The sequence below is a fragment of the Dyella sp. genome (assembly GCF_036568765.1).
GTDB lineage: Bacteria > Pseudomonadota > Gammaproteobacteria > Xanthomonadales > Rhodanobacteraceae > GSA-30.
Map to the genome: position 1 here is coordinate 1 of NZ_DATCRY010000147.1, position 26,077 is coordinate 26,077.

Below are 26,077 nucleotides of genomic sequence, written 5' to 3' on the forward strand. Positions count from 1 at the left end.
GGGTGACGAAGCCGTGCATGGCCTGGCCGTGCATGCCGATCATCGTCCCGAGCGTGCCTGGCAAACCGATGCAGCCAGCGTGGTGCCCGCGCGCTTACCGCGTCCAGGCTGGCTATTGCGCCAGCCGATTCCCTTGCGCGATACGCATGTGCGTATCCTGGCCGGCCCCGAGCGCATCGAGAGCGGTTGGTGGGACGGCGACGTGCGCCGCGATTACTACATCGTCCAGACCAGCCAGGGGCAGCGTGCGTGGGCGTTCCGGCCACCGGGCGAGCAGGGCGATTTCATGTTGCACGGCTGGTTCGCATGAGCATGGAGCTGCCCGATTACGCCGAGCTGCACTGCCTGTCGGCCTTCAGCTTTCAGCGTGGCGCTTCGGTGGCGATCGAATTGTTCGAACGTGCCGCCATGCTCGGCTACAAGGCGCTGGCCATTACCGATGAAGGTTCGCTTGCCGGCATCGTGCGTGCCAAGCAGGCGGCGGACAAGACGGGTATCAAGCTGATTGTCGGCAGTGAAGTCAGCATCGAGGACGGCCCGAAGCTGGTACTGCTGGTGCAGAACAAACAGGGTTATGTCGCGCTGTGCCGCATGTTGACCGCGGCGCGCCGGCGAGCGAAGAAAGGACAATACCGCCTGCTGCGCGAAGACATTACCGACACGGACGGCTTGCTCGCCCTCTGGGCTGCACGCGAAGACGAAGATGAGGCGGAAGGTGCATGGGTGAGGGCGTTGTTTCCGAGCCGCGCATGGATTGCCGTGGAACTGCATCGCGGGCCGGACGATGCTGCGCGGCTGACATATCTGTGTGCGCTAGGGCAGCGCCTTGGCTTGCCTCTGGTTGCTGCCGGCGACGTACACATGCATGTGCGCGCTCGCCGCAAATTGCAGGATGTCATGACGGCCATTCGCCACAAGACCACGCTGGCCGAAGCGGGTTATCGGCTGTTTTCCAATGGCGAGCGGCACCTGCGTACGCGCAAGGCGCTGGCGGCGATCTATCCGGCCGAGCTATTGGCCGAAAGCGTGCGGATTGCCGACTGCTGCACGTTTGTGTTGTGCAAGGAGGAGATTGGCTATATCTATCCGGCCGAGCTGGTGCCAGCGGGACATACGCCGACGAGCTGGCTGCGACATCTGACGGAAGAGGGGATGCGTTGGCGTTGGCCGCAGGGCGCATCGGACAAAGTACGCCAGACCGTCGAAAAAGAGCTGGAGCTGATCGCGCAACTCAAGTACGAATCGTTCTTTCTTACCGTGCACGATGTTGTCTGGTTTGCGCGTTCCAAGGAAATTCTTTGCCAGGGGCGAGGCTCGGCTGCCAATTCCGCGGTGTGCTACGCCTTGGGGATCACCTCGGTCAACCCGGACGAGACCCAGCTGCTGTTCGGTCGCTTTCTTTCCATGGAACGTAACGAGCCGCCGGATATCGATGTGGATTTCGAGCACGAGCGGCGCGAAGAGGTATTGCAATACGTCTTCGACAAATACGGACGAGAGCGCGCCGCGCTCGCCACTGTGGCGATCCAGTATCGTGGCCGTAGCGCGATTCGCGATGTCGCACGGGCGATGGGCGTGTCGCAGGATCTGGCCGGCGAGCTGGCCGGTCTGATGGATCGTTGGGCCGTCGATACGCCGGTCGACCGCAAGCTGCGCGAACATGGCTTCGATCCGGATACGCCGTTATTGCGCCATACGATTGAGCTGACCGAGCAGTTGATCGGTTTTCCGCGACATCTCTCGCAGCATCCCGGCGGCTTCGTCATCTCGCAGCATCCGTTGTACACGATGGTGCCGACGGAGAACGCCGCCATGAACGATCGCACGGTGATCCAGTGGGACAAGGACGATCTGGAAGCGTTGGGCCTGCTGAAAGTCGATTGCCTGGCCTTGGGTATGCTTACTGCGATCCGCAAGACCTTCCATATGCTCAGCGATGCCAGACGTGGCGATTGGACACTGGCACGCGTCCTGGACGAGAAGCGCGATTGTGAGAAGACCTACGACATGATCTGCGAAGCCGACACTATCGGTGTCTTCCAGATCGAGTCGCGTGCGCAGATGGCGATGCTGCCGCGCTTGCGGCCGCGGAAGTTCTACGATCTGGTGGTGGAAGTGGCTATCGTGCGGCCCGGTCCGATCCAGGGAGATATGGTGCATCCGTACTTGCGTCGTCGCCAGGGACTCGAGCCGATCGAATATCCTTCCGAAGCGCTTAAAGGTGTGCTCGAACGCACTCTGGGCGTGCCGCTATTCCAGGAGCAGGTCATGAAGATTGCCGTGGTCGCGGCGGGGTACTCGGAAGGCGAAGCCGATGAGTTGCGGCGTTCGATGGCTGCGTGGCGGCGCAACGGGCATATCGAGCGACACCGCGAACGCTTGATCGGCGGTATGTCGAAGCGCGGCTATGAGCCGGAGTTTGCCGAACGCCTGTTTCGGCAGATACAAGGTTTTGGCGATTACGGGTTTCCCGAATCGCATGCTGCCAGCTTCGCTTTGCTCGCCTATGTCAGCAGCTGGCTGAAATGCCATGAGCCGGCAGCGTTTACCTGCGGCCTGATCAACTCGGCACCGATGGGATTCTATTCGCCCGATCAGTTGTTGCAGGATGCGCGGCGACACAACATACGCGTGCTTCCGGTGGATGTGCGTTATAGCTATTGGGATTGCACGCTGGAGGATGCCGACGATTGCGACAGGCAGCCGGCAGTGCGGATGGGATTGCGTCTGGTCACCGGCTTTCGGGAAGTCACGGCCAAGGCCATCGCCGATGCGCGCAAGCAGGCGGCATTTGCCGATGTGGCCGATCTCTGCCGTCGTGCGCAACTGGACAGTCGCCAGAGTGCCTTGCTGGCCGATGCCGGCGCGCTGCGTGCACTGGTCGGCCATCGTCATCGTGCGCGTTGGGCCGTGGCCGGCATCGAGCCGCAGCGGCCGCTGTTCGGCGATGTTGCCGAACAGGAAGAGATACAGCTGCCGTTGCCCAGCGTTGCGGAAAACATGCGCGCCGACTACGCCATGACGGGAACCACTCTGGGGCCGCATCCGGTCCGCTTGCTGCGTGCGCAATTACGTGCACAGCGGTATCGCGGTTCGGACGATCTGCGCGAACTGCCGCATGGACGGCTGGTACGTACGGCTGGGCTGGTGACATTGCGTCAGAAGCCGGGCACGGCCAGCGGCGTGATTTTCATGACGCTGGAAGACGAGCATGGCACGACCAATATCGTCGTTTGGCACGACTTGGCCGAGCGGCAACGGCGTGTGTTGCTGGAATCGCGATTGATGGCGGTCGAAGGACGGCTGGAGACGGAGAGCGGGGTGCGCCATGTGATTGCGCATCGATTGATAGATCTATCGTCGATGCTGGGGGAACTGGTGGTGAGCTCGCGGGATTTTCATTAGCACGATGACGATCTGCAGAAGTGAATGAAGAGAAGTGAGGCGAATAAAAGCCGGCTCGCTTCGCAAGCCCCCTACCTGTTTTCTCGCTGTTTCCCGCGTATCTCTGTCTTTTCGCATATGGATCTTCTTCCTCGGTTAAACATTCGCCGCGCCCCTGGATTCATGCTCCATTTTCGCGATCGTGAGCTACGAGGTGCAGATCGTCGCGGTGAATACGACCGGCTGTCGCTGCGGTGACGATTGCGTGAAGGCCGTGGCGATGTGGGAGGCGGATCGCCGGGGCCCGGAACAAGATCGAAGGAAGGGCCTGAGCGATTTTGGTAACTGAAGGGGTCATTTTTCATACTAATTCTATATCCCTGCACCTCTTCCAAAGCGAGGATATGTCCATCGGAGGACACCTACAGGCGATGCAGGTATGGCGAACCATCAGATCGAATATTGCGTAGCACGCGATGCGCAGGGCGATTGGATGATCATGCGCCAGAACGATCAAATCGCTCGCCGTGGGGATATGTTCGACGCTGTGGCTCTGGCCACGTATTTCGCCGAGTGCGAAGCCCGATCCAGCCATGCGCGGGTGAAGGTCGTCCTCGGAGAGCGCCAAGCATTCGCCGAGGCCAAGTTGGCTCGGCAATTGGCTTCCATCAGGCCTGCGGGGCAGGATGCCCCTCTCCCTCCGCTGAGAGCACGCCTGATCGGGAGATGTGTGACCTGACCCCCTGCAGGTCACACCGATGGGATGCCCCTGTCCCATCACTAGCAACAATGGACGTTGCGGCTGGCCCGGGCGTAAGCCCGGGCCATTTTTGCTTTGAGGGCGCCAACAAGTTCGGCCGAAGCCGAGCCTTAAGATCATCACCCCTGACTATCCAAGGCCCTTGTTGACGCCCGCTCGGCTTGCGGCTGGCGGCGCGATCTTAGCAGCAGATATCTCCCGCAGATCGGTATCGCCGGGACTCGAGCGTCCATAGTGAGCCTTGCGTACAGTTCACGGTTCACCTTTGTGAAGGTCGGGCGTGAGCGGGCAGCTTGCGACGCACAGCGGCACCGGTACGGGTTCAGCCTCTTGGCGGCGGTCAAAAAGCGCGATGCCAAGCCGTTTCTCGCTGCGGCATACGTCTTGCTTTACCTGATCTTGAGCAAGATGGGTGAGGTGTGGCCATGACCGATGACATTCGATTTGTACGACGCGTTCGCCGCTTGCGGGCCTGGGGCGTGAGCGCGGGTTTCGTGTGCGTGGCTGCTGTGTTTCACGAGAACCACACCGGTCTGCTGCCATGGCTGCTGGCGATACTGAATGCTTTCGTCTGGCCGCATGTCGCCTTTGCGCTGGCGATGAGTCATCGCCGACCGAAGTTCGCCGAGTACATCAACCTGGGCGTGGATTCGGCCATGGGGGGCGTGTGGGTGGCGCTCATGCAGTTCAATCTGCTGCCCAGCGTTCTGTTGGTCAGCCTGCTGGCGGCGGACAAGTTGAATGTCGGCGGCTGGCGTTTGCTGCTGCGCGCTTTGCCGGGGCAAATTGTCGCATGCGTTCTGGTCGCCGCGCTCAACGGTTTCCAAGTGAGCACGCACACATCGAGCACAGTGATCCTCGCTTGCCTGCCGTTCCTGTTGATCTATCCGAGCGCGATCAGCCTGGCGGCGCATAGCTTGGCCCGGCGCGTGGTTCAGCAGAACGCTATTCTGCGCGAGATCGGCCGTACCGACATGCTGACCGGATTGGCCAGTCGAGCGCACTGGAACGAGTTGGCTTATGACGAGCTGAAGCTGGCTCGCTCGCGTGGGCACAGCTCGGTGATGCTGATGTTGGATATCGACCGATTCAAGAGCATCAACGATCTCGGCGGTCATGCCGCTGGCGACGAAGTCTTGCGTCAATTTGCCAAGCTGTTGCGGCAATCCGTGCGTGCCATCGATACGGCAGCGCGCTTTGCCGGCGACGAGTTCGTGGTGCTGCTGCCCGGCGCGAATGCAGAGATCGCTTCGCATATCGCCGAGCGTATACGTCTGCGAATGTCGACGATACGTTCTGGCGGCATCACATGCTCGGTGAGCGTCGGCGTTGCGATGCTGGAAGACTGGATGCCGAGCGCCGAAGCTTGGGTCGATGCTGCCGACAGGGCGCTCTATCTGGCCAAAAGCCAGGGTCGCAATCGGGTCATGGCGTACGATCATGAGCACCGATTTGCCGAAGCGTAATAGGTGCCTGAGAACCGAACGAGGGCTTATATCTCTCTTGTCTTACAGGGACGGCCTCGACCTTTCAGGGGTCGGCGAAGAGCGTATGACTGGCTTCCCGCAAGTGTTCACCCTCTCTGATCCTCCCCCTGCAAGCAGGGGGAGGGGCCAAGTGCATGTGAAGTTGCATGCGAGACGAGGCTCCATCTAAAGCCCGATCTACTTCACATCCAACGTATCGTTTGCACGATTGGCTTCCGGCAATTTGTGCGCAGGGTCCAGCGTGGCTGAGACCACTTTGTGGGTGCCTTCGACATGCAAGGTGAAGCTGCGATGCTGCTGCCAGGTTTCCACCGGGATACGTATGTCGCTCTTGCTGCCATCGTCGTAGCGCACTTCCAATGTGTTGGGCAGCGTAAGGCGGTCAAGATTGGCCAAAGTCACATCGGCGCCGTGGCTCCAGTTGCCGTCGGTAGGCGCGATCTTCTGTATCGCCATGTCGAACTGCCAGTTGTGCTGGTACCAGCCGCGCCAGAACCAGCCCAGATCTTCGCCCGTTTCGCTTTCCATGAAGCGGAAGAAATCCGTCGGACTGGGGTGCTTATAGGCCCAGGTCTGGATGTAGCGGCGGAAAGCCGGGTCGAAGCGTTCCGGTCCGATAATCTGTTCACGCAATAGCACCAGACCGAACGCCGACTTGAAGTACGTCATCGGATGGCGGTACTTCTCCGGCACCATGTCCGCGCCGATCAACAGCACCGGCGCATTCTCGTCCTTCATGACCTGGGCCATTTCATCGGCCGGATTGCCACCGCCCGGCGCATATTCGCTGTCGCGCTTGGGTGCGAATTCGCCGTGGTTGAACACGTCGTCTTCGTAGACGTCGATGAAGGTGTTGAAGCCTTCATCCATCCACGCGTTACGGCGCTCGTCGGTACCGACGATCATCGGAAACCAGGTGTGCCCGATCTCGTGCGCGATGATCATGTGCAGCACTTTATCCTTCACCACCTTCGCATCGAAGGTAATACCCGGATACTCCATGCCGCCAGCGGTGCCTGCTTCATTGATCGCGACCGGGTATGGGTAGGGGTACCACTGCTTGGAGAAGTACTCGGTCGAACTCTTCAGGTACTCGGTGGCGCGGCCCCAACGGTCGTTGCCCGCGCTTTCCACCGGGTAGGCGGACATCGCCAGTGCCGTCTTGCCTTCCGGCAGATTGATGCGCGCCGCGTCCCACACGAAAGCTTTGGATGCGCCGAACGCGACGTCGCGCGTATGGTTCATGCGGAAGCGCCAGGTCAACGTGCCGCTTTGCTTGGGACGGCTGCTCGGATCGGTTACTTCCTGCGGACTGCGAATCATCACCGTCGCATCGCTGTGCCGCGCCTGCTCCAGGCGCTTCTGCTCCGTGGCGGTCAGAACATCTTGCGGATTGAGCAGTTCGCCCGAACCCACCACGATCATGTCCCACGGCACAGTGACCGCATACTCGAAGTTACCGTACTCGAGATAGAACTCGCTATTGAGATACGGTGCGGTGTCCCATCCGCGCAGGTCGTCGTAGACGCACACGCGCGGATACCACTGGGCGATTTCGTAGATATCCCCATTCTTGGTGGGGTTATAGTCCATGCGCCCGCCGAATTCGCCGGGGACGGTGAAGCTATAGCGGATATGTACCTTCACGCTGCCGCCGGCGGCTTTCAGCGGCTCGGGCAGCTGGATCTGCATGCGCGTGTCGGAGACGGTCCACGTGACCGGCTGGCGATGGCCGCGCGCGTCTTCGACTTCGACCGCGGCAATGCGATAGCCGTCGGTAAATTCGTTGGGAAACTTGTCCGAAGTGAATGCGCCGCGCGCATCCTTGCGATAGCGATTCTGTTCGATGTGCAGCCAGAGTACGTCGAGCGCATCGGGACTGTGGTTGGTATAGGCGATGACCTCGTCGCCAGTGAGGCTGCGCGTCGACGGATCGAGTGTGGCATCGATCTTGTAGTCGGCGCTGTTCTGCCAGAACAACGGTCCGGGCTTGCCGCTGCCGGAGCGATAAGCATTGACAGCTTGCGGATAGGCGAACGGTGCGAAAGTTTCGTGCGGGTCGAACCGTGGCGTGTCGGTTGCCGCGGCGTTTGCGGCCGAAAACAAAAAGACGGCCGCGATGGCGCCGGAAAGCGTCGTGATTTTCTTCATGCGATGCCCTGTGGGGAGACTTGGGTCGCTTCCCTGCCGTAACGATGCGGGTCGGTTGCATCCGAAGGACTAAGTTACGCCGACAAGGACGGTGGTGCCAGTGCGTCACGGCGTCGAAGTGCAAGGGGAGCTTTCGTATGAAGCTGCGGTTTGCCCGATGCTCCTCCCCTTGCTTGCAGAGGAGAGGTTGCGATGAGCCACCTCATTGTCTGCGCAAACCTGAAGCGTTGAGGCTGATACTTACCCGTTCCCAACCCTCCCCTGCAAACAGGGGAGGGGCATGTCGCTTACGGCTTGCCGCCAGCCCGGATCAGCGCCAGCACTTCATAGCAGGCGCCCATGGTGTGGTAATCCACCTTGCCCGCGGGGCTCTTCTCGTCGTCGTACTTCTTGTTGTCCTGGGTCAGGATGCGATACCAGGCACCATAGGTGTGGTCGACGAAGTGCTCCCAGCTATAGGCCCAGAGACGCTCGTACCAGTTGTCGTAGCGCGCATCGCCGGTGCGCGCATGCAGCAGTGCCGCAGCCGCCAACGACTCGGCCTGTACCCAGAAGTACTTATCGCCGTCGCAGACCTTGCCGTCCGGATCGAAGCCATAGACGATGCCGCCGTTGGTTTCGTCCCAGGCATGCTCCAGCGCGGTGTCGAACAAGTGGCGCGCCTTGGGCACCAGCCAGTTCTCCTCGCGATTGCGTTCCAGCAGCAGCGGTTCGAGGATCAGCAGCAGCTTGGACCATTCGGTCTGGTGACCGGGCTGGAAACCCCACGGACGGAACAGATGCTTGGGATTGTCGAGGTTGTATTTCCAGTCGACATTCCAATGCACGTCATAGTGCTCCCACACCAGTCCGCCGCCGTTGGTACCGGGTTTGTCGATAGTCTTGGCGGCCTGGCGCTCGGTCATGTTGTGAGCGAGCAGTAATGCGCGATCCAGGTAGCGCGGGTCGTCGCTGGCCTGGTAGGCGGCAAGCATGGCCTCGCACATATGCATATTGGCGTTCTGGCCGCGGTAGCCGCTGAAATGCCACTGGCTGTCCGACTCGTCGCGGTACAGGCCGGCGTCGGCATCCCAGTAGTAAGTCTCCAGCAACTGCCACGTCTCGTCCATCCACGGAAGGACGTCCTTGATGCCTGCCTTCAGCGCGGTGGAGTAGGCCAACAGCACGAACGCCACGCCGTAGCAATGATAGGTGAGGTCTTCTGGCTTACCGTCGCGGATCGTCCAGGCGTAGCCACCGTTGGGTTGACGGTGCACGTCGCGCAGATACTTCAGGCCGTGATGGGTCGCTTCCAGATACTCGGGATTGCCGAATTCGATCGAGGCCATCGCGTAGTTGAAGACGAAACGTGTGCTGCTCACCAAGTGACGATGACTGCGATCGTAGATCGTGCCGTCATCTTTGAAATAGTGGAAAAAGCCGCCGTTCGGATCGATGCAGCGCGGATGGTAAAACGCCATCGTATGCTTGATGTGATCGAGCAAAAACGACTCGGCGCGGAAGTCGGGGGTGGTGCTCATGCGCGGTTATCCATGAATTGAACGACTTCAGCCTCGTTCGGCATCGCCGAGAACGAGCCTTGGCGCGTGACGGTGAGGGCGCCGCAGGCCGCGGCGAAGCGCAGCGTGGCATGCAGGCGCGGCAACTCGCGGATGAGATCATCCAGGCGGTGGCCGTCGCCCTCAAGTTCGGAAAGACGATGCAGCAGGCCGCCGACAAAAGCATCGCCGGCAGCCGTGGTATCCACGGCCGGTACCGAAAATACCGGCATTTCGCCCTCGGCATCGGGATGGAACCAGCGCAAACCATTGGCACCGTCGGTAACGATCAACAGACGCGCCTTGCCTTGCCAGAGCTTCTCCAGCACGGCTTCCTCGCCATCGACGGCCAGATAGTCCAGTTCTTCGGCGCTGAGCTTGACCAGGTCGGCCAGGTGCAAGGCCTGCCAGACTTCCGGGCGCGCATCGACGCCTTCGGGCCACAGGGCTGGGCGCAAATTCAGATCGAAGCTGACGAGGGAGCCGGTTTCGCGTGCGCGACGCATACCCGCACGCGTCGCTTCGGCCAGCGCGGGATCGGTCATGCTGTTGGAGCAGACGTGGAACACCGCCGCTTCGCGGAAATCGTCTTCGCGGAAATGCTCGGGTCGGAACAGCAGGTCGGCGGATGGCGGGCGGTAGAAGCTGAAGCTGCGTTCGCCATGGGCATCCAGTGCGACGAAGGCCAGCGCGGTATGCGCTTCGTCCGTGCGCGCCACGCCACTGCAATCGACGCCGGCCTGCTGGAGGCTGTCGAGCAGAAAGTCGCCGAACAGATCCTTGCCGAGCATGCCGGCGAAGGCGCCTTTACCGCCTAGCCGCGCAACCGCAACGGCGACGTTCGCCGGCGCGCCGCCCGCAAAGGGTACGAAACTGCGTGGAAAACCTCTCGAATCGCGGCCTTCGCTATGGAAATCGATCAGTGCTTCACCGAAACAAAGGATGTTGCCTGGCATCTAGGAATCTCAGCGGGTCGCGGCCGCGGTGGGGATTTTGTCGACGATGATCTTCGAACCGCGGGCACCGTAGAAAAGAATGTACGCGTAGCAGATCAACGGAATGAAGAAAGCATGCTGCACGCCGATATGGTCGGCAAACAAACCCTGCAGCGGAGGAAGGAGCGCGCCACCGACGATCGCCATGATTAGCAGGCTCGATGCCTTGCCGGTCAGCGGCCCAAGGTGTTCGATACCCAGGGCGAAGATGGTCGGGAACATGATCGAGTTGAACAATCCGATGGCCACGATCGACCACATGGCGACGTCGCCGCTGGTGCTCATGGTGATCGCCAAAAGCAACATGTTGATGACGGCGAAGATGGCCAGCAGCTTGCGTGGCGACATCATCGCCAGCAGGGCCGAGCCCAGGAAGCGACCAACCATGGCTCCGCCCCAGTAGAGCGAGACATAGTGCGCCGCCTGCTGTTCGGTCATATGGCCGATGTCGGGCAGCGAGATGTAGTTGACCAGAAAGCTGCCGATGGATACTTCGGCACCGACGTAGCAGAAGATGGCCACGACACCGAACATGACGTGTGGAATCTTGAGCGCATCCAGCAACGTGTGATGGCCCGTATCCGCCTCGGCGGTGGTTTCCTTCAGCTTGGGCAGATTGAATAGATGGACAAAGACTGCCAGCAGCACCAGCACGACGGCCAGGCCGATGTACGGCCCCTGCACGGCGCTGGCTTCCTGCGTGCGGTAGGCCAACTGGTCGGCCGCCGAAAGTTGAGCGATATCCGCACTCGACTTGACCTCTTTGGAAAGGATCAACACGCTGCCCAGCAGTGGAGCGAGGGTGGTGCCCAGCGAATTCAGTGCCTGTGCCAGTGTAAGGCGGCTGGAACTGGTCCTTTCCGGCCCCAGCAGCGCTACATACGGATTCGCGGCCACTTGCAGGATGGTGATGCCGGTAGCGAGCACGAACAGTGCACCCAGAAAGAACGGATACAGTCGCATGCCGGCAGCGGGCCAGAAAATGGAAGCGCCGACACCGGCGACGATCAGCCCCGCGATAATGCCTTTCTTGTACCCCAGCTTGGCCACCAGCCAACCTGCCGGCAACGCCATCAGAAAATACGCGCCGAAGAAGGTGAACTGGATCAGCATCGCCTTGAAGTAGTTCAGCTCGAACACCGCCTTCAAGTGCGGAATCAAAATGTCATTGAGGCAGGTCAGGAAGCCCCACATGAAAAAGATCGTAGTCATCACGCTCAGCGCGAGCGGAAAGTCGGTGTAACGCGCGCTGCCGCCGGTGGTGTCCTTGATTTGGGGCGTTATTGGGGCTGTGGGAGCCATGCGTGATCCTTGCGATTTTTATGGAGAGCGGAGCGGGCCGCTGCTTTCGCGTACGACCAATTGCACCGGAGCGGTGGTAGTGCTGGCATCGGCCTGCGGATTGCGCAGTCGTGCAAGCAGCAGTTGCGCCGCCTGGCGACCGCGTGCGCGCGGATTAGTCGCCAGGGTGGTCAGCGGCGGCATGCTGAATGCCGCTTCGGCGATATCGTCGAAGCCCGTGACGGCGAAGTCATGGCCCGCCTGCAGGCCGCGCTGCGCCAGTCCCAGCATCAAGCCGAGGGCGACCGCATCGTTGTAGCAGACTGCTGCCGTCGGAGCCGGATCGGCACGGAACAGCTCGTTGCAACGATGCGCGGCGTCCACGCGCGTGGGCGCGGTCTGCACGCGCCAATGCTCGGCGATCGGCAAGTCGGCTGCCTGCATGGCTTGCAGATAGCCGGCGTAGCGCTGGCTACAAGAGCTCGAATCGTTATGCCCGCCGAAGAACGCGATGTGTCGATGGCCCTGGGCGATCAGATGTTCGGTGGCAACGCGTGCCCCGCGCTGGTTGTCCAGCATCAGGCGATCCCAGTGCGCGTACTCGGGCAGGCTGCCACCCAATTCGCGGTTGAATAACAGCACGGGCATTTGCGGGCCGACGGTGGACAGTACGCGACTGGCTTCGCTGCCTTCGGCAGGCGAGAGAATGATGCCGCCGGGGCCGTGCTCGATCAGCGAGCCAAGCACCGCTTGTTCGCGATCGGTCGATTCACTGGTGCTGCCCAGCAGCGTGACAAAACCGGCGGCACCTAATGTCTCGTCGACGCCTGCGGCAAATTCGGCAAAAAACGGGTTGCCCAATTCGTTGATGACCAAGGCGATACTCGACGACGTACGCCGGCGCAGGTTCGCGGCTGCCCGGTTATAGATGTAACCTTGCCGGCGCAGTTCTTCCTCCACGCGAGCACGGGTATGCTTGTTAACTAACGGGCTTCCCCTTAAAACTAGCGAAACAGTCGCTCGCGACACGCCGCAACCGGCGGCGATATCCGTCAGAGTGACCTTACGACGAGCAGGCGGTAGGCTTTCCATCGTCAATCATCTGCATTGGAACGATCCAAATGTAGCTAAACCCGCGCCAACAGTACATCGCGCAGCGCAACATGCGCCTGCCGGCCAAGCCATGATACTGTCGTTTTGGAACGATCCAAATCGCCACCGGCCGAGCCGTCGGCCAAAACATCGGGCTTTAGGGGAATACATGATTGCTGTGCCTGCTTCGCTTCGCCTGCTGCCGGCTTTGCTGGCCGCAGCCCTGGCTTTTCCTGCCTACGCGGCGCCATCGACCCCCAGTGGGCATGCCGCCGAGGTCGACCCCCGTATCGGTACGGGCGGCGACGGCCATACCTTCCCCGGGGCGACCTTGCCCTTCGGCATGATCCAGCTTTCGCCGGATACGGCGATGCCGGACTTCAGGCACGCTTATAAGTGGGCCGCGGGCTACCAGTACGGCGACCCCACCATCATGGGCTTTTCGCATACCCATTTCTCCGGTTCCGGCCATTCCGACCTGGGTGACGTGCTGATGATGCCGATTGCCGGCGAGGTGCGCTTGGATGCCGGCGACCCGGCCAAGCCGGGCAGCGGCTATCGCTCTCGCTTCTCGCACGATACCGAGGTCGTCCAGGCTGGCTATTACGCCGTGACCCTGGCCGATTACGACGTCCGCGCCGAGCTGACCGCCGGTCGCCGTGTCGGTTGGCATCGTTATACCTATCCGGCAGGTAAGCCGGCGCATGTCCTGCTCGACCTTCGCCCGAGTATCTATGACTACCAGGGCAAGGTGCTGTGGTCGTCGGTGCGCGTGCGTCCGGACGGCACGGTGACCGGTTGCCGCCAGACCAATGGCTGGGCTCCTGGCCGCCAGTTGTGCTTCGCCATGCAGTTTTCCGCGCCGATGACCTCGCGCACGCTGTATGACCGCGAGACCGACGCCCCGTACAAGGGTTTCAAAGGGCCGGGCCATCAGCCGGAAGACCACGATGCGCAGAATGGCCGCGCGTTGGAGGCAGTGTTCGACTTCGGGCCTCTGAGCAAGCCGCTGGAGGCGAAGGTCGCCATTTCCTCGGTGAGCGAGGATAACGCGCTCGCCAACCTGCGCAGCGAAGGCAACGGCTGGAATTTCGACCAGCGTCGCACCGAAGCGACGGCGGCCTGGAACCAGGCGCTCGCCAGCATCGATGTGGATGCGCCGGCGTCGATGCGCACCAGTTTCTATACCTCGCTGTACCATGCGCTGCTTTCGCCGACGTTGAGTTCCGACGTCAATGGCGAGTTCCGCGGTCCCGATCATGGCGTACACAAGGCTGACGGCTTCGAGTTCTACTCGACCTGGTCGCTGTGGGACGTGTACCGCGCGCAGCAGCCGCTGATGGCGTTGCTGAAGCCGAAGATGAGCTCGCAGTTCGTGCAGTCGCTGATTGCGTCGCGCGAAGCCAGCCCGTTCGGCATCCTGCCAGTCTGGGCGTTCCAGGGGCTGGAGACCTGGTGCATGATCGGTTACCACGCGGTGCCGGTGATCGCCGATGCTTACATCAAGGGCGTACGCGGTTTCGATGCCAAGCGCGCACTCGATGCGATGGTTGCCAGTGCGACCTACAAGCCCTATGGCGACTTGGCGGACTATATGAAGCTTGGGTACGTGCCGATCGACAAGGAGCCCGAAGGCGCTTCCAAGACGCTCGAATACGCCTATGACGACTGGTCCATCGCACAGATGGCCAAAGCGATGGGACAGGGCGACATAGCGGCTCAATTCACCAAGCGCGCGGGCAACTGGCGCAACGCTTATGACGCCAAGACCGGCTTCATGCGTGCGCGCAAGACCGACGGGCAGTTCCGCGAGCCGTTCGATCCGGATGTGGCCGGCTATGGCAGCGATTACACCGAGGGCAATGCCTGGCAGTATTCCTGGTACGTGCCGCAGGACGTTGCCGGCCTGATCGGTGCCATGGGCGGCGATACCTCATTCGTGACGAAGCTCGACAGCGTCTTCGATGCCAAGGTCGATCCCTCCCACTTCAAGAATGTCGAGGACATCACCGGCTTGATCGGCTGGTACGCGCACGGCAACGAACCGAGCCATCACCTGGCATATCTCTATGACTATGCGGGCGCCGCGTGGAAGACCCAGGCCCGCCTCAAGCAGATCATGGACAGCCAGTACGCGCCGCGCCCGGATGGTTTGGCCGGCAATGACGACCTGGGACAGATGTCGGCGTGGTACGTGTTTACCGCGCTGGGCTTCTATCCGGTCACCCCGGCCAGCGACCAATATGCGATCGGTCGTCCGTTCGTGACCAAGGCAACGGTGCATCTGCCCAACGGCAAGCAGTTTGTCGTCACGGCGGCGCCGCTGGACGACGCGCATCCGTATGTCGGCTCGGTGACCTTGAACGGCAAGCCGCTGGATCGGGTCTATCTGCGCCATGCCGAGATCGCCGGCGGCGGCGAGCTGCATTTCACCATGCAGGCCGAGCCGAACAAGGATTGGGGCAAGGCTGTCGCTGCGCGGCCCGCAGGGATGAGCCCGTACGCACACTGAGCGGGTTTCGCTGGTAAGGAGTGAGGGAAGTAGGGAGCGAGAAGAGCTATCGGTGACTGGCTTTCTCTCACTCCTCTCCGCTCGCTCCTTAGCTAAAGAGATGTCAGTTCTCAGTCCGATCGAGCCTGACCCAGCGCTTTCCATCCACGCGCGCGCAAATACCGCCATCTGCACACGGCGCCAGGTTGCCGCTGGCAACCGCGGCGTTGATGCCGCCGGTCCACTCGGCACGCGCCATTTCGGTGCGCGCGTGCATGGCCGCATAGGCTGCGACACCGATTACGCCGAGCGAGGCGATCGCGCAAGCGGCAAAGACTTTCCACGCCGTCGCTTTCTGTAACTTGCCCGCCGTGCGAACCTGCTTTTCGAGCTCGACAGTCGCCTCCCGCAGACGGGACATGCTCGCTTGGAGCTGACGTTCGGTTTGCGACAGCGGTTCGCGCAATCCGTGCTCCAGTGCAGTCGATGCCGTTTGCCGGAGCGTTTCGACCGCCTGCGTCGACACGTGTCCTGCAACGCGTGAAGCATCCTGTGCGGCTTCGGCCATCGCGGCGGCTGCCAGCGTGTTCTGCCGCACGATGGCGTCGCCGCGTGTTTCGAAGCTGTCGATCAGCACAGCCAGTTTTACGGCCATGTCCTTGATGTCGTCGGTCGTCATGGATGTCCCCTTGTGCTCATGGCCGCAACACCGGGCCCTGCGGCGGCGGCTGCGTCTGTGCAGTCTGCTGGGGTGGCTCGGCCTGCCGGTTGGCTTCCTTTCCCTGGGCGAGCAGCGCCTGTCCCTGTTGCGACTGCGCATAGGTCTGGGCCACCTGTCGCGATGCATCGTCGTTTTTGTTGGCGGCCGCGGTATAAAGTGCCTCGAACATGTCATGGGCACTCGGGTTCGGGGCGGCCGGTTGTGCTGAGGACTGGCGATCGGGCCGAGGTTGTGTCTTTTCGCCGATAAGCACCGGATGGCGTTCGAACTGACGGTTCAGTGTTTCGTCGCGCGGCTCGGCACCGTAGGGATCGGCGACGCTTCCCGCCTCGCGACGTGGCACCAGCAATGCGTTGTAGCCATGGGGAGTGTCGCGGTCCACCTTGCGATCGAGGCGATAGATAAGAAGCCCCTCTTCCGAACGATGAACCACGTTCAGTCGCGGGTCGTCCGGTTCCGCGCTTTTTCTCAGGAACGGCTTGTCGCTGAGCGCATTGAGGTAGTCGACCATCAGGTTGTCGCTGCGAATCGCCAATCCATCGCGGTGATAGCTGCCGCCGATGTCGGAGTGGGCGCCGGCGACAGCGACTCCCAGGAATCGTCCGTCGGCGCTCATGCCCGGATCGATAATCCGATCGGATTTGAATTTGTTTCGACGTTCGTCTTCGGCGGTGATCTGGAAGCCGGAGATGACCGAAGGCGGCGGACGCCGATCGCGTGCTTCGGGGCGGCCCGTATTGACGGGGTCGAAAAGGGCTTCGGCTTGGGCGACCCGGCCGGGAGGGACAAGGTAGCCGGTCGGCTGCGCTTGCTTACGCCCGCGATCGTCGATCGTCAGCTTTACGCTGTCCGGGTCGATGATTCCTCTCTCGTGCACGAGGCGCGCAAACCCCGCCGCCTGCTCCGCACCACGACTGAAACCTATGTTCGCAAGCCGGATTTGCGCCTCGGGATCCTGAGCTTTCCATTCCTTTGCTTGCGTGACGAGCTTGTCGTACATCTCTTCCAGGCGTTCGTCGTACGTCCCTCCCGTCATGCCATCCCAGGCGCGGGAAAGGAGGTTGTCCTGGGTGCCGGGGCCTGCCACATAGCCGACCTGGATCCGCGCATCGTCGAGCCTTTCTACCTGGTCGCTGATGCCCGCGACATTGGTGGCATGGTTGGGATCTTTGTTCTTGTCGTTACCGGTGCCGTCGAAGGCGGCGACAAACAGCCGGTCATGCGGGTTGTCGCTACGAACGAACACCGGGGCGTGGAAATCCGACAAAGCGTCGGCGGCATGGGCATAGCTTCGAAGCTGCTCCGGGCTGGCGGAATAGTACGAAACGCTATCTTCGAGCAGGCCGTCTTTGCCTGGCTTGTGCTTGTCTTCGCTCATCCTTGCGCTCCGTCAGTACGTCTTGCTCCAGGCAAGGAGGGTGTCGTTGCGGAAATTGCTGTACTGATTTCCCGGGATTTGCAAATCCTTGGTCGCGACATGAGCGCGCATCAGGACGCTTACGGTGCGATCGTTGACCTCGATAAAGATGTTCGGTCGCACCTCGTGACCCCAGCCCTCGGGAATGTTGTCCTGGGCAACGCGGTGCAGGATGTGTTCGTCTTTGAAGATGGCGGCGATATCGATCTCTTCCGAGTGCTCGCTCCCATCGAGCGATGTCCACTTCACTTCGGCGGGGGAAGGGAAGTTGCGAACGCCCAGATAGGCGGCGTTCTTCCAACGCTCGCGGTAGTCCGGCGAGGAGGGCGGGCCGGAAGGTCGCTCGGCAAGATCCCGGGTGAAATTGAAGTTGTCGTAAATAACTTCACAGCGCAAGGTGTTGTAGCAATGCGCGCCGAAATCGTGCTTTTTGAATGTCAGGGGCCATGCGGCGGAGACATAAGGTTTTTGGGGCGATTGTGCATGCGTCATGGCCAGGCATCCTGTTAGCAGATAGGTCAAGGTCGCGGCGATTACCGAACGAAGTCCGTGCATGGCTTGGTCCTTTGTGCACCCTGCTTCACTTCCTGGCCGATGGTAGCGCGTCGTGCTCGCTACGTTGAGTCGAAAGGTGTGAACCCTGGCACAGCAGGGCATGGGGGAACCCTGGCGTCCCTCGTCCATGTCTTCCACCGCCTTGCTATGGTGGGGCTCCGATGCGCTTCAGGAGCGGGCGGGATCCGGATCGAACTCCAGCCCATCTTCCCGTCGCAGAATCAGATCGCCCCCGGTCTCCTTGCACCCCCAAAAGGCTTCAGGAGTGGTCTCGCCTCCCACTTTCTGCAACCATGGGGGGCATGCCCCGTTCCTATCTGCGCAAGATTCCCCACCGGGTAAGAAAGGCCATCAGCCTGAGGTGGCGGCTGGGCGGACTGCTGTTTGCGGTGCTGGTCATCGTGGCGCTGCCCTACCTGGTGACCCGCAGCGCTTCGCGCGAAGCGATCGATGCGGCGGAGCTGGTGACGCATTCGCAAGAGATCAAGTCGATAACTTTCCGTATCGCCTATGTCACGCGCAACAGCGAGGCGGCGGTCTATCGTCTGCTCGATGGAGATACCGACGCCATCGTGCGCAAGCGCACTTTGCAGCTGGAGGACGAAGGGCCGCAACTGCTGACCCGCTTGCGCGACATGACACGCGACAATCCGGACCAGCAGACGCTGATCGGCTCGCTTTCCACCGTCGTCAACGGACGGCTGGCGCTGATGCAGCAGGCCCGTCTGCGCTATGTGCGAGGCGATACGGCGGGAGCCAATGCGGCCGTGCGCGATGCCGGCGAATTGTTCAAGCTCGATAGCCTGATCGACGATATCGTGCGCAACGAGGACACCATCCTGGCCGGTCGCCTGGCCAATGCCGAGCGCCAGTCGTTCAGCAGCAGCGTGGTGCTGGCGATCACGGCCCTGGCCCAAGTGTTGCTGCTGTGCATCGTCGTGATCGTGTCCGAGCGACAAATTGCGCGCCGCCTGCATGCCGAGCGGCGCGAAAGCCAGGCGGTGATGCGTTCGCAGCTGATCGTGCAAGCTGTGCGCGAGCCGATCGCCCTGCTGGATGCAAACCTGAGCACCTTGCTGATCAATGCGGCCTTCCGGGAGCTCTATGGCGTTCCGGCCGCCGCCTCGTCGCAGCATCTGGCCGATATCGGCGAGGGTGCGTGGAACGATGTCTCGCTGTTGCAACGGTTGCGCGACGTGCTTTCGCTGGATCGCGAGCTGTGGGATTACGAACTGACTCAACGCACCGCAGGCGGCATCGACAGGCATGTAGTGATCAATGCCCGGCGGCTGGAGCAAGAGGAAAGCGACGATCTGGTGTTGCTGCTGACGGTAAGCGACATGACCACGCGTGCGCTGGCCGAGCGCGAGGTCAAGGAGCTCAATCGCCAGCTTGAGGGCAAGGTGCAGCAAGTCTCGGACGTCAATCGCGAGCTGGAGGCTTTCAGTTACTCGGTCTCGCACGATTTGCGCGCGCCGCTGCGGCATATCGCCGGATTTGCCGGCAAACTGGGCCGGCATCTGGGCGACGATGCGGACGATGCCACCCGGCACTATCTGCAGGTCATCACGGATGCGGCGCATCGCATGGGTCAGCTGATCGACGACCTCCTGGTGTTTTCACGGTTGGGTCGTGGCGCCTTGCGCCTGCAGCCGGTGGATATGCAATCTCAGGTGGAAGATGCGCGTGCGTTGGCTGAGAGCGATGTGGGCATCGGCGGTCGGCGGATCGTGTGGAATATCGCTCCGCTGCCGATCGTCATCGGCGACGAGAACATGCTGCGCACGGTCTGGCAGAATCTGATCAGCAACGCTATCAAATACACGGCCCAATGCCAGGTCGCGCGCATCGATATCGGCGTAGAGCGCCAACGTAACGGGGACTATGAGTTCGTGGTCGCCGATAACGGCGCGGGTTTCGATATGCAGTACGCCGGCAAGCTGTTCGGCGTCTTTCAGCGGCTGCACCGCTCTTCGGAGTTCCCAGGCAACGGTATCGGCCTGGCCAATGTGCGCCGGATCGTCGCTCGCCACGGTGGGCGGGTCTGGGCCGAGGGCACGCCCGGCGAGGGCGCGCGTTTCCATTTCACCCTGCCGGCCTCCGAATTGGCCGAGTCGTTTACGCAGGCACGCCAATGACACGCTATATCCGCCCCATTCTCCTGGTCGAGGACAGCCTCGCCGACGCCGAACTGGCGATGGACGCACTCAAAGACGCCAAGCTGATCAACCCGATCGTGCATCTTGAAGACGGCGTCGATTGCCTGGATTTCCTGTATGGACGCGGCACGTTTGCCGGACGCGAGCCCGTTGAGCCCGCCGTCGTGCTGCTGGATATCAAGATGCCGCGCCTGAGCGGGCTGGATGTCTTGACCCAGATGCGCTCTGACGAAAGGCTCAGGCAGGTTCCGGTTGTCATATTGTCCTCGTCGCGCGAGGAGAGCGATGTGGCGCGCAGTTGGGACCTGGGCGTCAACGCGTATGTCATCAAGCCGGTCGATGTGGACCAATTTTTTGAGGCGGTGCGCACGTTGGGCCAGTTCTGGGCGGTCTTGAATCAGCGTCCGGACAAGGATTGAGCGTAGGATAGGAAGACGAGCCCGACCGCAGCGTCCGGGGGCCGTCCTGCACCATCAACTGTCGAGTGCCTCTCATGCCTGACCGCGGTATCCGCATCTTGCAGATCGAAGACAGCAAGCTCGATGCCGAGCTGGTCTTGTCCGAACTCGATGCCGACGGCGTGGCGTACGAGGTGCGGCTGGTCGATGACGAGCCCAGTTTTCTTGACGCCCTCGATCAGTTTCAGCCGCACATCGTGCTGTCGGACCTGAGCATGCCCGGGTTCTCTGGCCAGCGTGCGCTGGAGTTGCTGCGCGAGCGCGACCAGGACATGCCTTTTATCTTCATTTCGGCCACGCTGGGCGAAGAAGCGGCCATCGAGGCGCTGCGCAACGGCGCAACCGATTACATCCTCAAGCAGAACCCGGCACGCCTGGCCAGCGCGGTCCGCCGCGCGTTGCGCGAGGCCGACGCGCAGCGTGCACGCCGCCGCGCCGAGGCCGAGCTGATCCGCGCGCAGCGCTTCGAGAGCTTGGCCATGCTGGCGGGCGGCTTGAGCCATGACTTGCGCAATCTGTTGCAACCGTTATTGCTGGCCGGCGACAGCTTGCAGGATTACCAGGACGACCCGCGCCTCGCCCGCCTGGGCAAGCTGGTTCGCGATTGCGGCCGGCGCGGCCTGGATATGGTCCAGTCGATGCTGTCGTTTGCACGCGGTGCGCGCCGTGCCGAACAGGTGCGCATCGGCGCGCTGCTCGATGCCTTGCGGTTGCTGTTGCAGGGCAGCGTGCCCAAGACGGTATCGCTGGACGTGGTCGCTGGCGACGAACAGCTGACTTTCGAGGGGAACCACACCGAGCTGCAGCAATGCCTGCTCAATCTCTGCCTGAATTCGATCCAGGCCATGCCTCACGGCGGCCAGTTGCGCATCGAAACGGCCCAGGTGGAGCTGCCGCCTGAATTTTTCCTGGAAGCCGAAGATCCGCGCAGCGGTCCCTATCTGCGTATCACCGTGTCCGATACCGGCGTGGGCATGGATACGGAAACGCTCGCGCGGCTCTTCGAACCGTTCTTCACCACCAAGGAGTCGGGCACCGGTCTGGGGCTGCTGTCGTGCAAGCGCATCGTGGCCAGCCACGGGGGGGTGATGCGAGTGCAGAGCGCGTTGGGCAAAGGCACGTTTTTCAGCCTGTATATCCCACTCGAAGAGCTGGCGGCCGAACAGAGCGAAGCGGACGACGAGCACAGCATGCAGGGCGAGGCCGAACGCGTGCTGATTGTGGTCGAAGAGGCTGCCCAATTGTCTCTGCTCAGCGATACGCTCGACGCCTGGGGATATCAGGCGCACGCCAGTCAGAGCGGTACCGCCGCGCTGCAATGGATCGAAGCGCACGGCGTGCCGGACCTGGTGGTGATGGACGCGGACATGAATCTGTTCACCGGGGTGCGCACGCTGGCGGCCTTGATGGAGCACGGCTACCGCCGCGGGGTGATCCTGCTGGTTCGCCCGGATCGCCCACTGGACATGAGCGAATTACCGACCTTGGAGCACCTGTACCTGGTCGATAAGCCGATTTCGACGCGACGGCTGTTGCGGGTGCTACGCGAAGCCATCCGGGCCGGGCACCAGGCCTAAGATCCCACGGCGATTCGCGGGGGCAGGTTCCCAGCCTCCGCTATCAGTCGATCCCAAGCTTCTTCAACTTGTACCGCAACGCCCGGAAAGTAATGCCCAGCTTCTTCGCCGCGGCCGTCTTGTTGTACCGCGATTCCTCCAGCGCCTTGATGATCGCGCTGCGTTCCAGGTTGCTGATGTAATCGTCCAGGCCACCGTCACCCGGGTTATTCGCAGGTGCGGCAGCAGGTGCCGAAGCCGTTTGGCTGGCGGAGGCCTGCTGTTGCGCCGCAGGCGGCACACCGTCGGCGCGAGCGTTGCGTTGCGGCAGCATCAGGTCGCTGATGTCGATGGTTTCGCCGTCGGACATCGCCATGGCGCGCTCGAGGATGTTCTCCAGTTCGCGCACGTTACCGGGAAAATCGTAGCCGTCCAATGCGGCCTGCGCCGCCGGTAGCAGACGGCCTGGCGTGGCACCGCTCTTGGCAGCGAGCTGGCGCAGGATGAAGGCCGAAAGCTGGGGCACGTCACCGCGGCGCTCACGTAGCGGCGGGACGCGAAGCTCGATCACATTGATGCGGTAGAACAGATCCTGGCGGAATTGGCCTTGTTCGACCAGGCCGGCCAGATTCTTGTGCGTCGCCGACAGAATGCGCACGTCGACCGGCACCTCGTCGCGGCCGCCGATCGGGCGCACGGCCTTTTCCTGGATTGCACGCAGTAATTTGACCTGCATATGCAGGGGCAGCTCGGCCACTTCGTCCAGGAAGAGGGTGCCGCCGTGGGCGGCCTGGAACAGGCCTTCCTTATCGTTGACGGCACCAGTGAAGCTACCCTTGCGGTGACCGAAGAACTCGCTTTCCATCAGCTCGGACGGTATTGCGCCGCAGTTCACCGGCACGAACGGCCCGCTCGCACGCGGCCCTTGCTCATGGATCAACCGGGCGACCAGTTCCTTACCCACGCCCGATTCGCCGGCAATGTAGACCGGTGCCTGGTTGCGAGCCAGCTTGCCGATGGTCGAGCGTACCTGTTGCATGGCGGGGGAGTCGCCGATCAGCCGCTCGCCCGAACCGCCGGTCTTGGCGCCGCCGCCGGCACGCTTCTCTTCAGCCAATCGCAGCGCCGTGCGTACGAGCTGGCGCAGCATCTGAATATCGACCGGCTTGGAAACGAAATCGAATGCACCCGCTTTGAGTGCATTCACGGCCGCGTCGACATTGCCGTATGCGGTGATCATCGCCACGGGCGTGTCCGGGTACTGCAACGAGATCAACTCGATGATCTCGTGGCCGGTACCGTCGGGCAGCCGCATATCGGTGAAGCACAGGTCGTAGGTGCCTTCTGCTAGCGCACGACGGGCTTCGCCGACGGTGCCCACTGCCTCGACCTTGAGGTCCATGCGACCTAAGGTGATGGTGAGCAGCTCGCGGATGTCGCGTTCGTCATCGATGACCAGAACGGTCTGTTGGCTCATGTGGTCTAGGAAGTTTATGGACTGGGCTAGGATACCCGCCGACATTCATATGGGCAAAGTCCGGTGACGCCCCCGGATTAGCCGTGGCCGAGATGCCGATCAAAGAATCTCACGATCGTCTCATAAGCCTCTTTGGACTCGGGTAATTCCGGGTCTGAGAAGAAGGAGTGCCACATGCCCTCCCAGACGTGAAGCTCGGTCGTGACGCCGGCTCGGTCCAGCAGGGCCTGGCTGTGCACCACCGAGCTCATTGCCATGTCTCGCGTGCCGGTGATCAGCAGGGTGGGGGGGAAATGGGCCAGCAGCTTCGGCGACTGGCTCGGGAACACCATCGGATCGCTGGCGCTGGCACCCTTGAAATAGGGTAGATCGCCCAGCCGCAGGGGGTGCTCGGGGACTGCCGAACCGTTGAGGAGCGGAGCGACGTAGACCGAGTCGCCGGCCATCTCCGCCACCGACCCGCAGAACGTGCCGATCGCGCCAGGCACGGGCAGCTTGCGGTCGATCAGGCGCGCCACGGCTTCGCCGGTCAGTACGCCGCCCGCCGAGCAGCCGTAGATGCCGATGTTTGCCGGCTTGTACTGCTTGAGGAGTTCACGGTACACCGCTTCGACGTCTTCGCTGGCGGCAGGGAAGACGTGCTCGGGCCCTTGCCTGTAATCGATGCCGATCACCTTGATACGGCCGAGGCTGGCGATCGGAATCGCTTCGACCAGGGCTCCGCTGTGTGCGCCCCAAAGGAAAGCGCCGCCATGCAGGTTGATCAATATACGGCCCTGGTTCCGCGTCGATATGCCTTGCGCCGGCTCGACCACGTCTGCACCGACGCCCGCGATCGTCTCCCGATGCGTCTTTACCGGATAGAGCGCCATCATGCGGCGCGCGCGATCGCTGTTCATGCGGTCGTAGAAGGTCCGGCTGCTTGCGATGTCGGCGATGGGCGGTGCCTTGGCGCCTTCGGCGAGCATCTTTGGGAAGAAGGCGCGGGCCTGCGGCGAGGCTCCCGACGAGTAGGGCAATACGGTGTGGCCGAAGCGGATGTCGCCGTCGGCGCTGACGACAGGTTTGCTGTCCTGTGCCTGGGCTGCGCTGCACAGCAAACAGAATGCTATGGCAAGGCGGGTAAGAGAGCGTCCGATCATGGCGTCGTCTCCGCAGGTGTTTTGGCAACGGTGCCGAGCAACTCGTGCAGTTTCAGGTACACGCCGTTGGTCCAGCCAAAGCCGATCACGTTCTCGCTATAGCCCGCGCTCACTTTCACCTCGGCGTTGCCCAGTGCCATGTTGTATTTCTCCCGGATGGTGCCGTCGTCGGCCAGGCCCTGGTCGACAGTCGCGACAAACTTGCCGGCGATTCGCCGCGCGTCGTCATGGAAGCCGTAATCGTCCAGCCCTTTCACGGCGATCCAGTTAGTCGGTGCCCAGCCGAAAGGTGCGCCCCACTGCACGCCCATCGGACGATCGTCCATGCTCAGGCCGCCTTTGCGTTCGAAGGTGGGTAGCGCCTGACGCAAACGTGCGGCCTGCGCTTTGGACGACATGCGGGCCCATAGCGGAAAGTACGTGGTCACATACGGATAGGGCGAGCGTTTGCCGGCAACGAAATCGTAGTCGCGGTACATGCCCGCCTTGTCGTCCCACAGGTACTTATCCATCGCAGCCTTGCGTGCCTGGGCCGCTTGCGCCCAGCGGTCCGCTTCGCCGGCCTTGCCCAATTGCAGCGCAAAATCGTGCAGATCGGACTCATAACGATAGAGCAGGGCGTTGAGACTGGCGTCGGCATAGTGGTGTGTCGAGCCGCCGAACGGTCCAAAATGCGCATTGGTGTCGAAACCCGATTCGCGCATCGCGCGATCGCCATGAAAGTAGTCGGCGGTCAGGCGATAGCCGTCGACCCAGGCGTCCGCGCAGACCTTCGACGCGTGCACATCGCAACTGGCGCTCTGCAGGCGCGTCGCTTCCGCGTCGTCCGGATGTTCGGAAGCCTTGATGAGATAGCCGGGGTCTTCCTTGGGGTGTGCGAGCAGCCAGCGGATCACGCCCTGGTAAAACCCGGCATCCTTGGCTTCCAGGACCGGGCCGCTGCCCAGATCCGTGTAGCGGGACAACCCCGTTGCTCCGGCGCGGTGTTCGTCGCGCGTCCAGATGCCGTAGTTGCGTACTGCCAGAGGATAAGCCGCGGCCAGCCAGTCGTGCCGCGCTTGCGCATTGGGAAAGCTCGCCGAGTCGTTCAGCACCGCGGTCATCATGGCGGTGAGAAAGGGAGGTTGCGAGCGGCTGAGGTAATACGTGCGATTTGCGTTGAGCACGCCACCGTAATGCTTCACCTCGTACAGCGCGTTGTCGACCATGTCCTTGGCCAGATCCATGCGCCGGTCGGCGATCAGCCCGAGTTGGATGAAGTAGCTGTCCCAGCCATACATCTCGTTGAAAAAGCCGCCCGGTACTACGTACGGCCGCGGCAGGTAGAGCAGGCCCTGCCGGGGCAGCTTCGTCGCGTCGATGTCCCCGAGCCGCTCGATCTTCCTGGGCAATGGCTGTACGTCGATACCGCAT

The 26,077-nt window shown here is 62.0% G+C and carries 18 protein-coding genes and 1 pseudogene; 8 read left to right on the forward strand and 11 right to left on the reverse strand.

Annotated elements, in window-relative coordinates; genetic code table 11:
- From VIM98_RS10420 to VIM98_RS10435, 4 genes and pseudogenes are all read left to right on the forward strand, one after another.
- Positions 1 to 310 (forward strand): annotated as a pseudogene (locus tag VIM98_RS10420) (DNA polymerase Y family protein); the annotation flags it as partial.
- On the forward strand, positions 307 to 3,405 hold the full coding sequence (locus VIM98_RS10425; RefSeq protein ID WP_331993038.1) for an error-prone DNA polymerase: 3,099 nt from the start codon (positions 307 to 309) through the stop codon (positions 3,403 to 3,405). The pseudogene VIM98_RS10420 and the gene VIM98_RS10425, both read left to right, overlap by 4 nt.
- Before the next feature lie 418 nt (positions 3,406 to 3,823).
- Positions 3,824 to 4,123 (forward strand): hypothetical protein, encoded by a 300-nt coding sequence (locus VIM98_RS10430; protein WP_331993039.1) that lies wholly within the window; start codon positions 3,824 to 3,826, stop codon positions 4,121 to 4,123.
- Between the two features lie 446 nt (positions 4,124 to 4,569).
- Positions 4,570 to 5,610 carry a diguanylate cyclase gene (locus VIM98_RS10435; RefSeq protein WP_331993040.1) on the forward strand — a complete coding sequence of 347 codons (1,041 nt, stop codon included), beginning with the start codon at positions 4,570 to 4,572 and terminating at the stop codon, positions 5,608 to 5,610.
- A 198-nt stretch (positions 5,611 to 5,808) separates the two neighbouring features.
- Here the strand turns inward: VIM98_RS10435 and VIM98_RS10440 are convergent, their stop codons facing one another.
- From VIM98_RS10440 to VIM98_RS10460, 5 genes are all read right to left on the reverse strand, one after another.
- Positions 5,809 to 7,782: a M1 family metallopeptidase gene (locus VIM98_RS10440; protein ID WP_331993041.1), complete on the reverse strand. Its 1,974-nt coding sequence runs from the start codon at positions 7,780 to 7,782 to the stop codon at positions 5,809 to 5,811.
- 287 nt (positions 7,783 to 8,069) lie between these two features.
- Complete coding sequence (locus tag VIM98_RS10445; RefSeq protein ID WP_331993042.1) at positions 8,070 to 9,302, reverse strand: AGE family epimerase/isomerase; 1,233 nt, start codon at positions 9,300 to 9,302, stop codon at positions 8,070 to 8,072.
- Complete coding sequence (locus tag VIM98_RS10450; RefSeq protein WP_331993043.1) at positions 9,299 to 10,276, reverse strand: carbohydrate kinase; 978 nt, start codon at positions 10,274 to 10,276, stop codon at positions 9,299 to 9,301. The genes VIM98_RS10445 and VIM98_RS10450 overlap by 4 nt, the downstream gene beginning before the upstream one ends.
- 9 nt (positions 10,277 to 10,285) lie before the next feature.
- Complete coding sequence (fucP, locus tag VIM98_RS10455) at positions 10,286 to 11,527, reverse strand: L-fucose:H+ symporter permease (protein ID WP_331993055.1); 1,242 nt, start codon at positions 11,525 to 11,527, stop codon at positions 10,286 to 10,288.
- Positions 11,528 to 11,635: 108 nt separating this feature from the next.
- The gene (locus VIM98_RS10460) at positions 11,636 to 12,688 is read right to left on the reverse strand and encodes a LacI family DNA-binding transcriptional regulator (RefSeq protein WP_331993044.1); all 1,053 of its coding nucleotides are present in this window, start codon (positions 12,686 to 12,688) and stop codon (positions 11,636 to 11,638) included.
- Between the two features lie 169 nt (positions 12,689 to 12,857).
- Here VIM98_RS10460 and VIM98_RS10465 point away from each other — a divergent pair, with 169 nt between their 5' ends.
- Positions 12,858 to 15,200: a GH92 family glycosyl hydrolase gene (locus tag VIM98_RS10465; RefSeq protein WP_331993045.1), complete on the forward strand. Its 2,343-nt coding sequence runs from the start codon at positions 12,858 to 12,860 to the stop codon at positions 15,198 to 15,200.
- A gap of 103 nt (positions 15,201 to 15,303) precedes the next feature.
- Here the strand turns inward: VIM98_RS10465 and VIM98_RS10470 are convergent, their stop codons facing one another.
- The 3 genes from VIM98_RS10470 to VIM98_RS10480 are packed head-to-tail and all read right to left on the reverse strand — an operon-like array spanning position 15,304 to position 17,872.
- Positions 15,304 to 15,858 (reverse strand): hypothetical protein, encoded by a 555-nt coding sequence (locus tag VIM98_RS10470; protein WP_331993046.1) that lies wholly within the window; start codon positions 15,856 to 15,858, stop codon positions 15,304 to 15,306.
- Between the two features lie 16 nt (positions 15,859 to 15,874).
- Complete coding sequence (locus tag VIM98_RS10475; RefSeq protein ID WP_331993047.1) at positions 15,875 to 17,278, reverse strand: DUF2235 domain-containing protein; 1,404 nt, start codon at positions 17,276 to 17,278, stop codon at positions 15,875 to 15,877.
- Between the two features lie 12 nt (positions 17,279 to 17,290).
- The gene (locus VIM98_RS10480; protein ID WP_331993048.1) at positions 17,291 to 17,872 is read right to left on the reverse strand and encodes a hypothetical protein; all 582 of its coding nucleotides are present in this window, start codon (positions 17,870 to 17,872) and stop codon (positions 17,291 to 17,293) included.
- A 302-nt stretch (positions 17,873 to 18,174) separates the two neighbouring features.
- Between VIM98_RS10480 and VIM98_RS10485 the strand changes: the two genes are divergently transcribed.
- From VIM98_RS10485 to VIM98_RS10495, 3 genes are all read left to right on the forward strand, one after another.
- Positions 18,175 to 20,010 carry a sensor histidine kinase gene (locus tag VIM98_RS10485; protein ID WP_331993049.1) on the forward strand — a complete coding sequence of 612 codons (1,836 nt, stop codon included), beginning with the start codon at positions 18,175 to 18,177 and terminating at the stop codon, positions 20,008 to 20,010.
- Positions 20,007 to 20,450 (forward strand): response regulator, encoded by a 444-nt coding sequence (locus VIM98_RS10490; protein WP_331993050.1) that lies wholly within the window; start codon positions 20,007 to 20,009, stop codon positions 20,448 to 20,450. The genes VIM98_RS10485 and VIM98_RS10490 overlap by 4 nt, the downstream gene beginning before the upstream one ends.
- 74 nt (positions 20,451 to 20,524) lie before the next feature.
- Complete coding sequence (locus tag VIM98_RS10495) at positions 20,525 to 22,066, forward strand: response regulator (RefSeq protein WP_331993051.1); 1,542 nt, start codon at positions 20,525 to 20,527, stop codon at positions 22,064 to 22,066.
- A gap of 43 nt (positions 22,067 to 22,109) precedes the next feature.
- On the opposite strand, the gene VIM98_RS10500 is transcribed toward VIM98_RS10495, so the two are convergent.
- From VIM98_RS10500 to VIM98_RS10510, 3 genes are all read right to left on the reverse strand, one after another.
- A complete protein-coding gene (locus VIM98_RS10500; RefSeq protein WP_331993052.1) occupies positions 22,110 to 23,522 on the reverse strand; it encodes a sigma-54 dependent transcriptional regulator in 1,413 nt (470 codons plus the stop codon).
- A gap of 77 nt (positions 23,523 to 23,599) precedes the next feature.
- Complete coding sequence (locus VIM98_RS10505) at positions 23,600 to 24,622, reverse strand: alpha/beta hydrolase (RefSeq protein ID WP_331993053.1); 1,023 nt, start codon at positions 24,620 to 24,622, stop codon at positions 23,600 to 23,602.
- Positions 24,623 to 24,660: 38 nt separating this feature from the next.
- A partial coding sequence (locus VIM98_RS10510; RefSeq protein WP_331993054.1) for a trehalase family glycosidase occupies positions 24,661 to 26,077 on the reverse strand: 1,417 nt, incomplete at its 5' end.

Excerpts from the sequence above, each read along its gene's own strand:
- VIM98_RS10490 (WP_331993050.1), top strand. The coding sequence starts at position 20,007 with ATGACACGCTATATCCGCCCCATTCTCCTGGTCGAGGACAGCCTCGCC.
- VIM98_RS10435 (WP_331993040.1), top strand. The coding sequence starts at position 4,570 with ATGACCGATGACATTCGATTTGTACGACGCGTTCGCCGCTTGCGGGCC.
- VIM98_RS10440 (WP_331993041.1), bottom strand. The coding sequence starts at position 7,782 with ATGAAGAAAATCACGACGCTTTCCGGCGCCATCGCGGCCGTCTTTTTG.
- VIM98_RS10470 (WP_331993046.1), bottom strand. The coding sequence starts at position 15,858 with ATGACGACCGACGACATCAAGGACATGGCCGTAAAACTGGCTGTGCTG.
- VIM98_RS10475 (WP_331993047.1), bottom strand. The coding sequence starts at position 17,278 with ATGAGCGAAGACAAGCACAAGCCAGGCAAAGACGGCCTGCTCGAAGAT.
- VIM98_RS10460 (WP_331993044.1), bottom strand. The coding sequence starts at position 12,688 with ATGGAAAGCCTACCGCCTGCTCGTCGTAAGGTCACTCTGACGGATATC.
- VIM98_RS10495 (WP_331993051.1), top strand. The coding sequence starts at position 20,525 with ATGCCTGACCGCGGTATCCGCATCTTGCAGATCGAAGACAGCAAGCTC.
- VIM98_RS10500 (WP_331993052.1), bottom strand. The coding sequence starts at position 23,522 with ATGAGCCAACAGACCGTTCTGGTCATCGATGACGAACGCGACATCCGC.
- VIM98_RS10425 (WP_331993038.1), top strand. The coding sequence starts at position 307 with ATGAGCATGGAGCTGCCCGATTACGCCGAGCTGCACTGCCTGTCGGCC.
- VIM98_RS10430 (WP_331993039.1), top strand. The coding sequence starts at position 3,824 with ATGGCGAACCATCAGATCGAATATTGCGTAGCACGCGATGCGCAGGGC.
- VIM98_RS10480 (WP_331993048.1), bottom strand. The coding sequence starts at position 17,872 with ATGCACGGACTTCGTTCGGTAATCGCCGCGACCTTGACCTATCTGCTA.
- VIM98_RS10450 (WP_331993043.1), bottom strand. The coding sequence starts at position 10,276 with ATGCCAGGCAACATCCTTTGTTTCGGTGAAGCACTGATCGATTTCCAT.
- VIM98_RS10445 (WP_331993042.1), bottom strand. The coding sequence starts at position 9,302 with ATGAGCACCACCCCCGACTTCCGCGCCGAGTCGTTTTTGCTCGATCAC.
- fucP (WP_331993055.1), bottom strand. The coding sequence starts at position 11,527 with ATGACTACGATCTTTTTCATGTGGGGCTTCCTGACCTGCCTCAATGAC.
- VIM98_RS10465 (WP_331993045.1), top strand. The coding sequence starts at position 12,858 with ATGATTGCTGTGCCTGCTTCGCTTCGCCTGCTGCCGGCTTTGCTGGCC.
- VIM98_RS10485 (WP_331993049.1), top strand. The coding sequence starts at position 18,175 with ATGCCCCGTTCCTATCTGCGCAAGATTCCCCACCGGGTAAGAAAGGCC.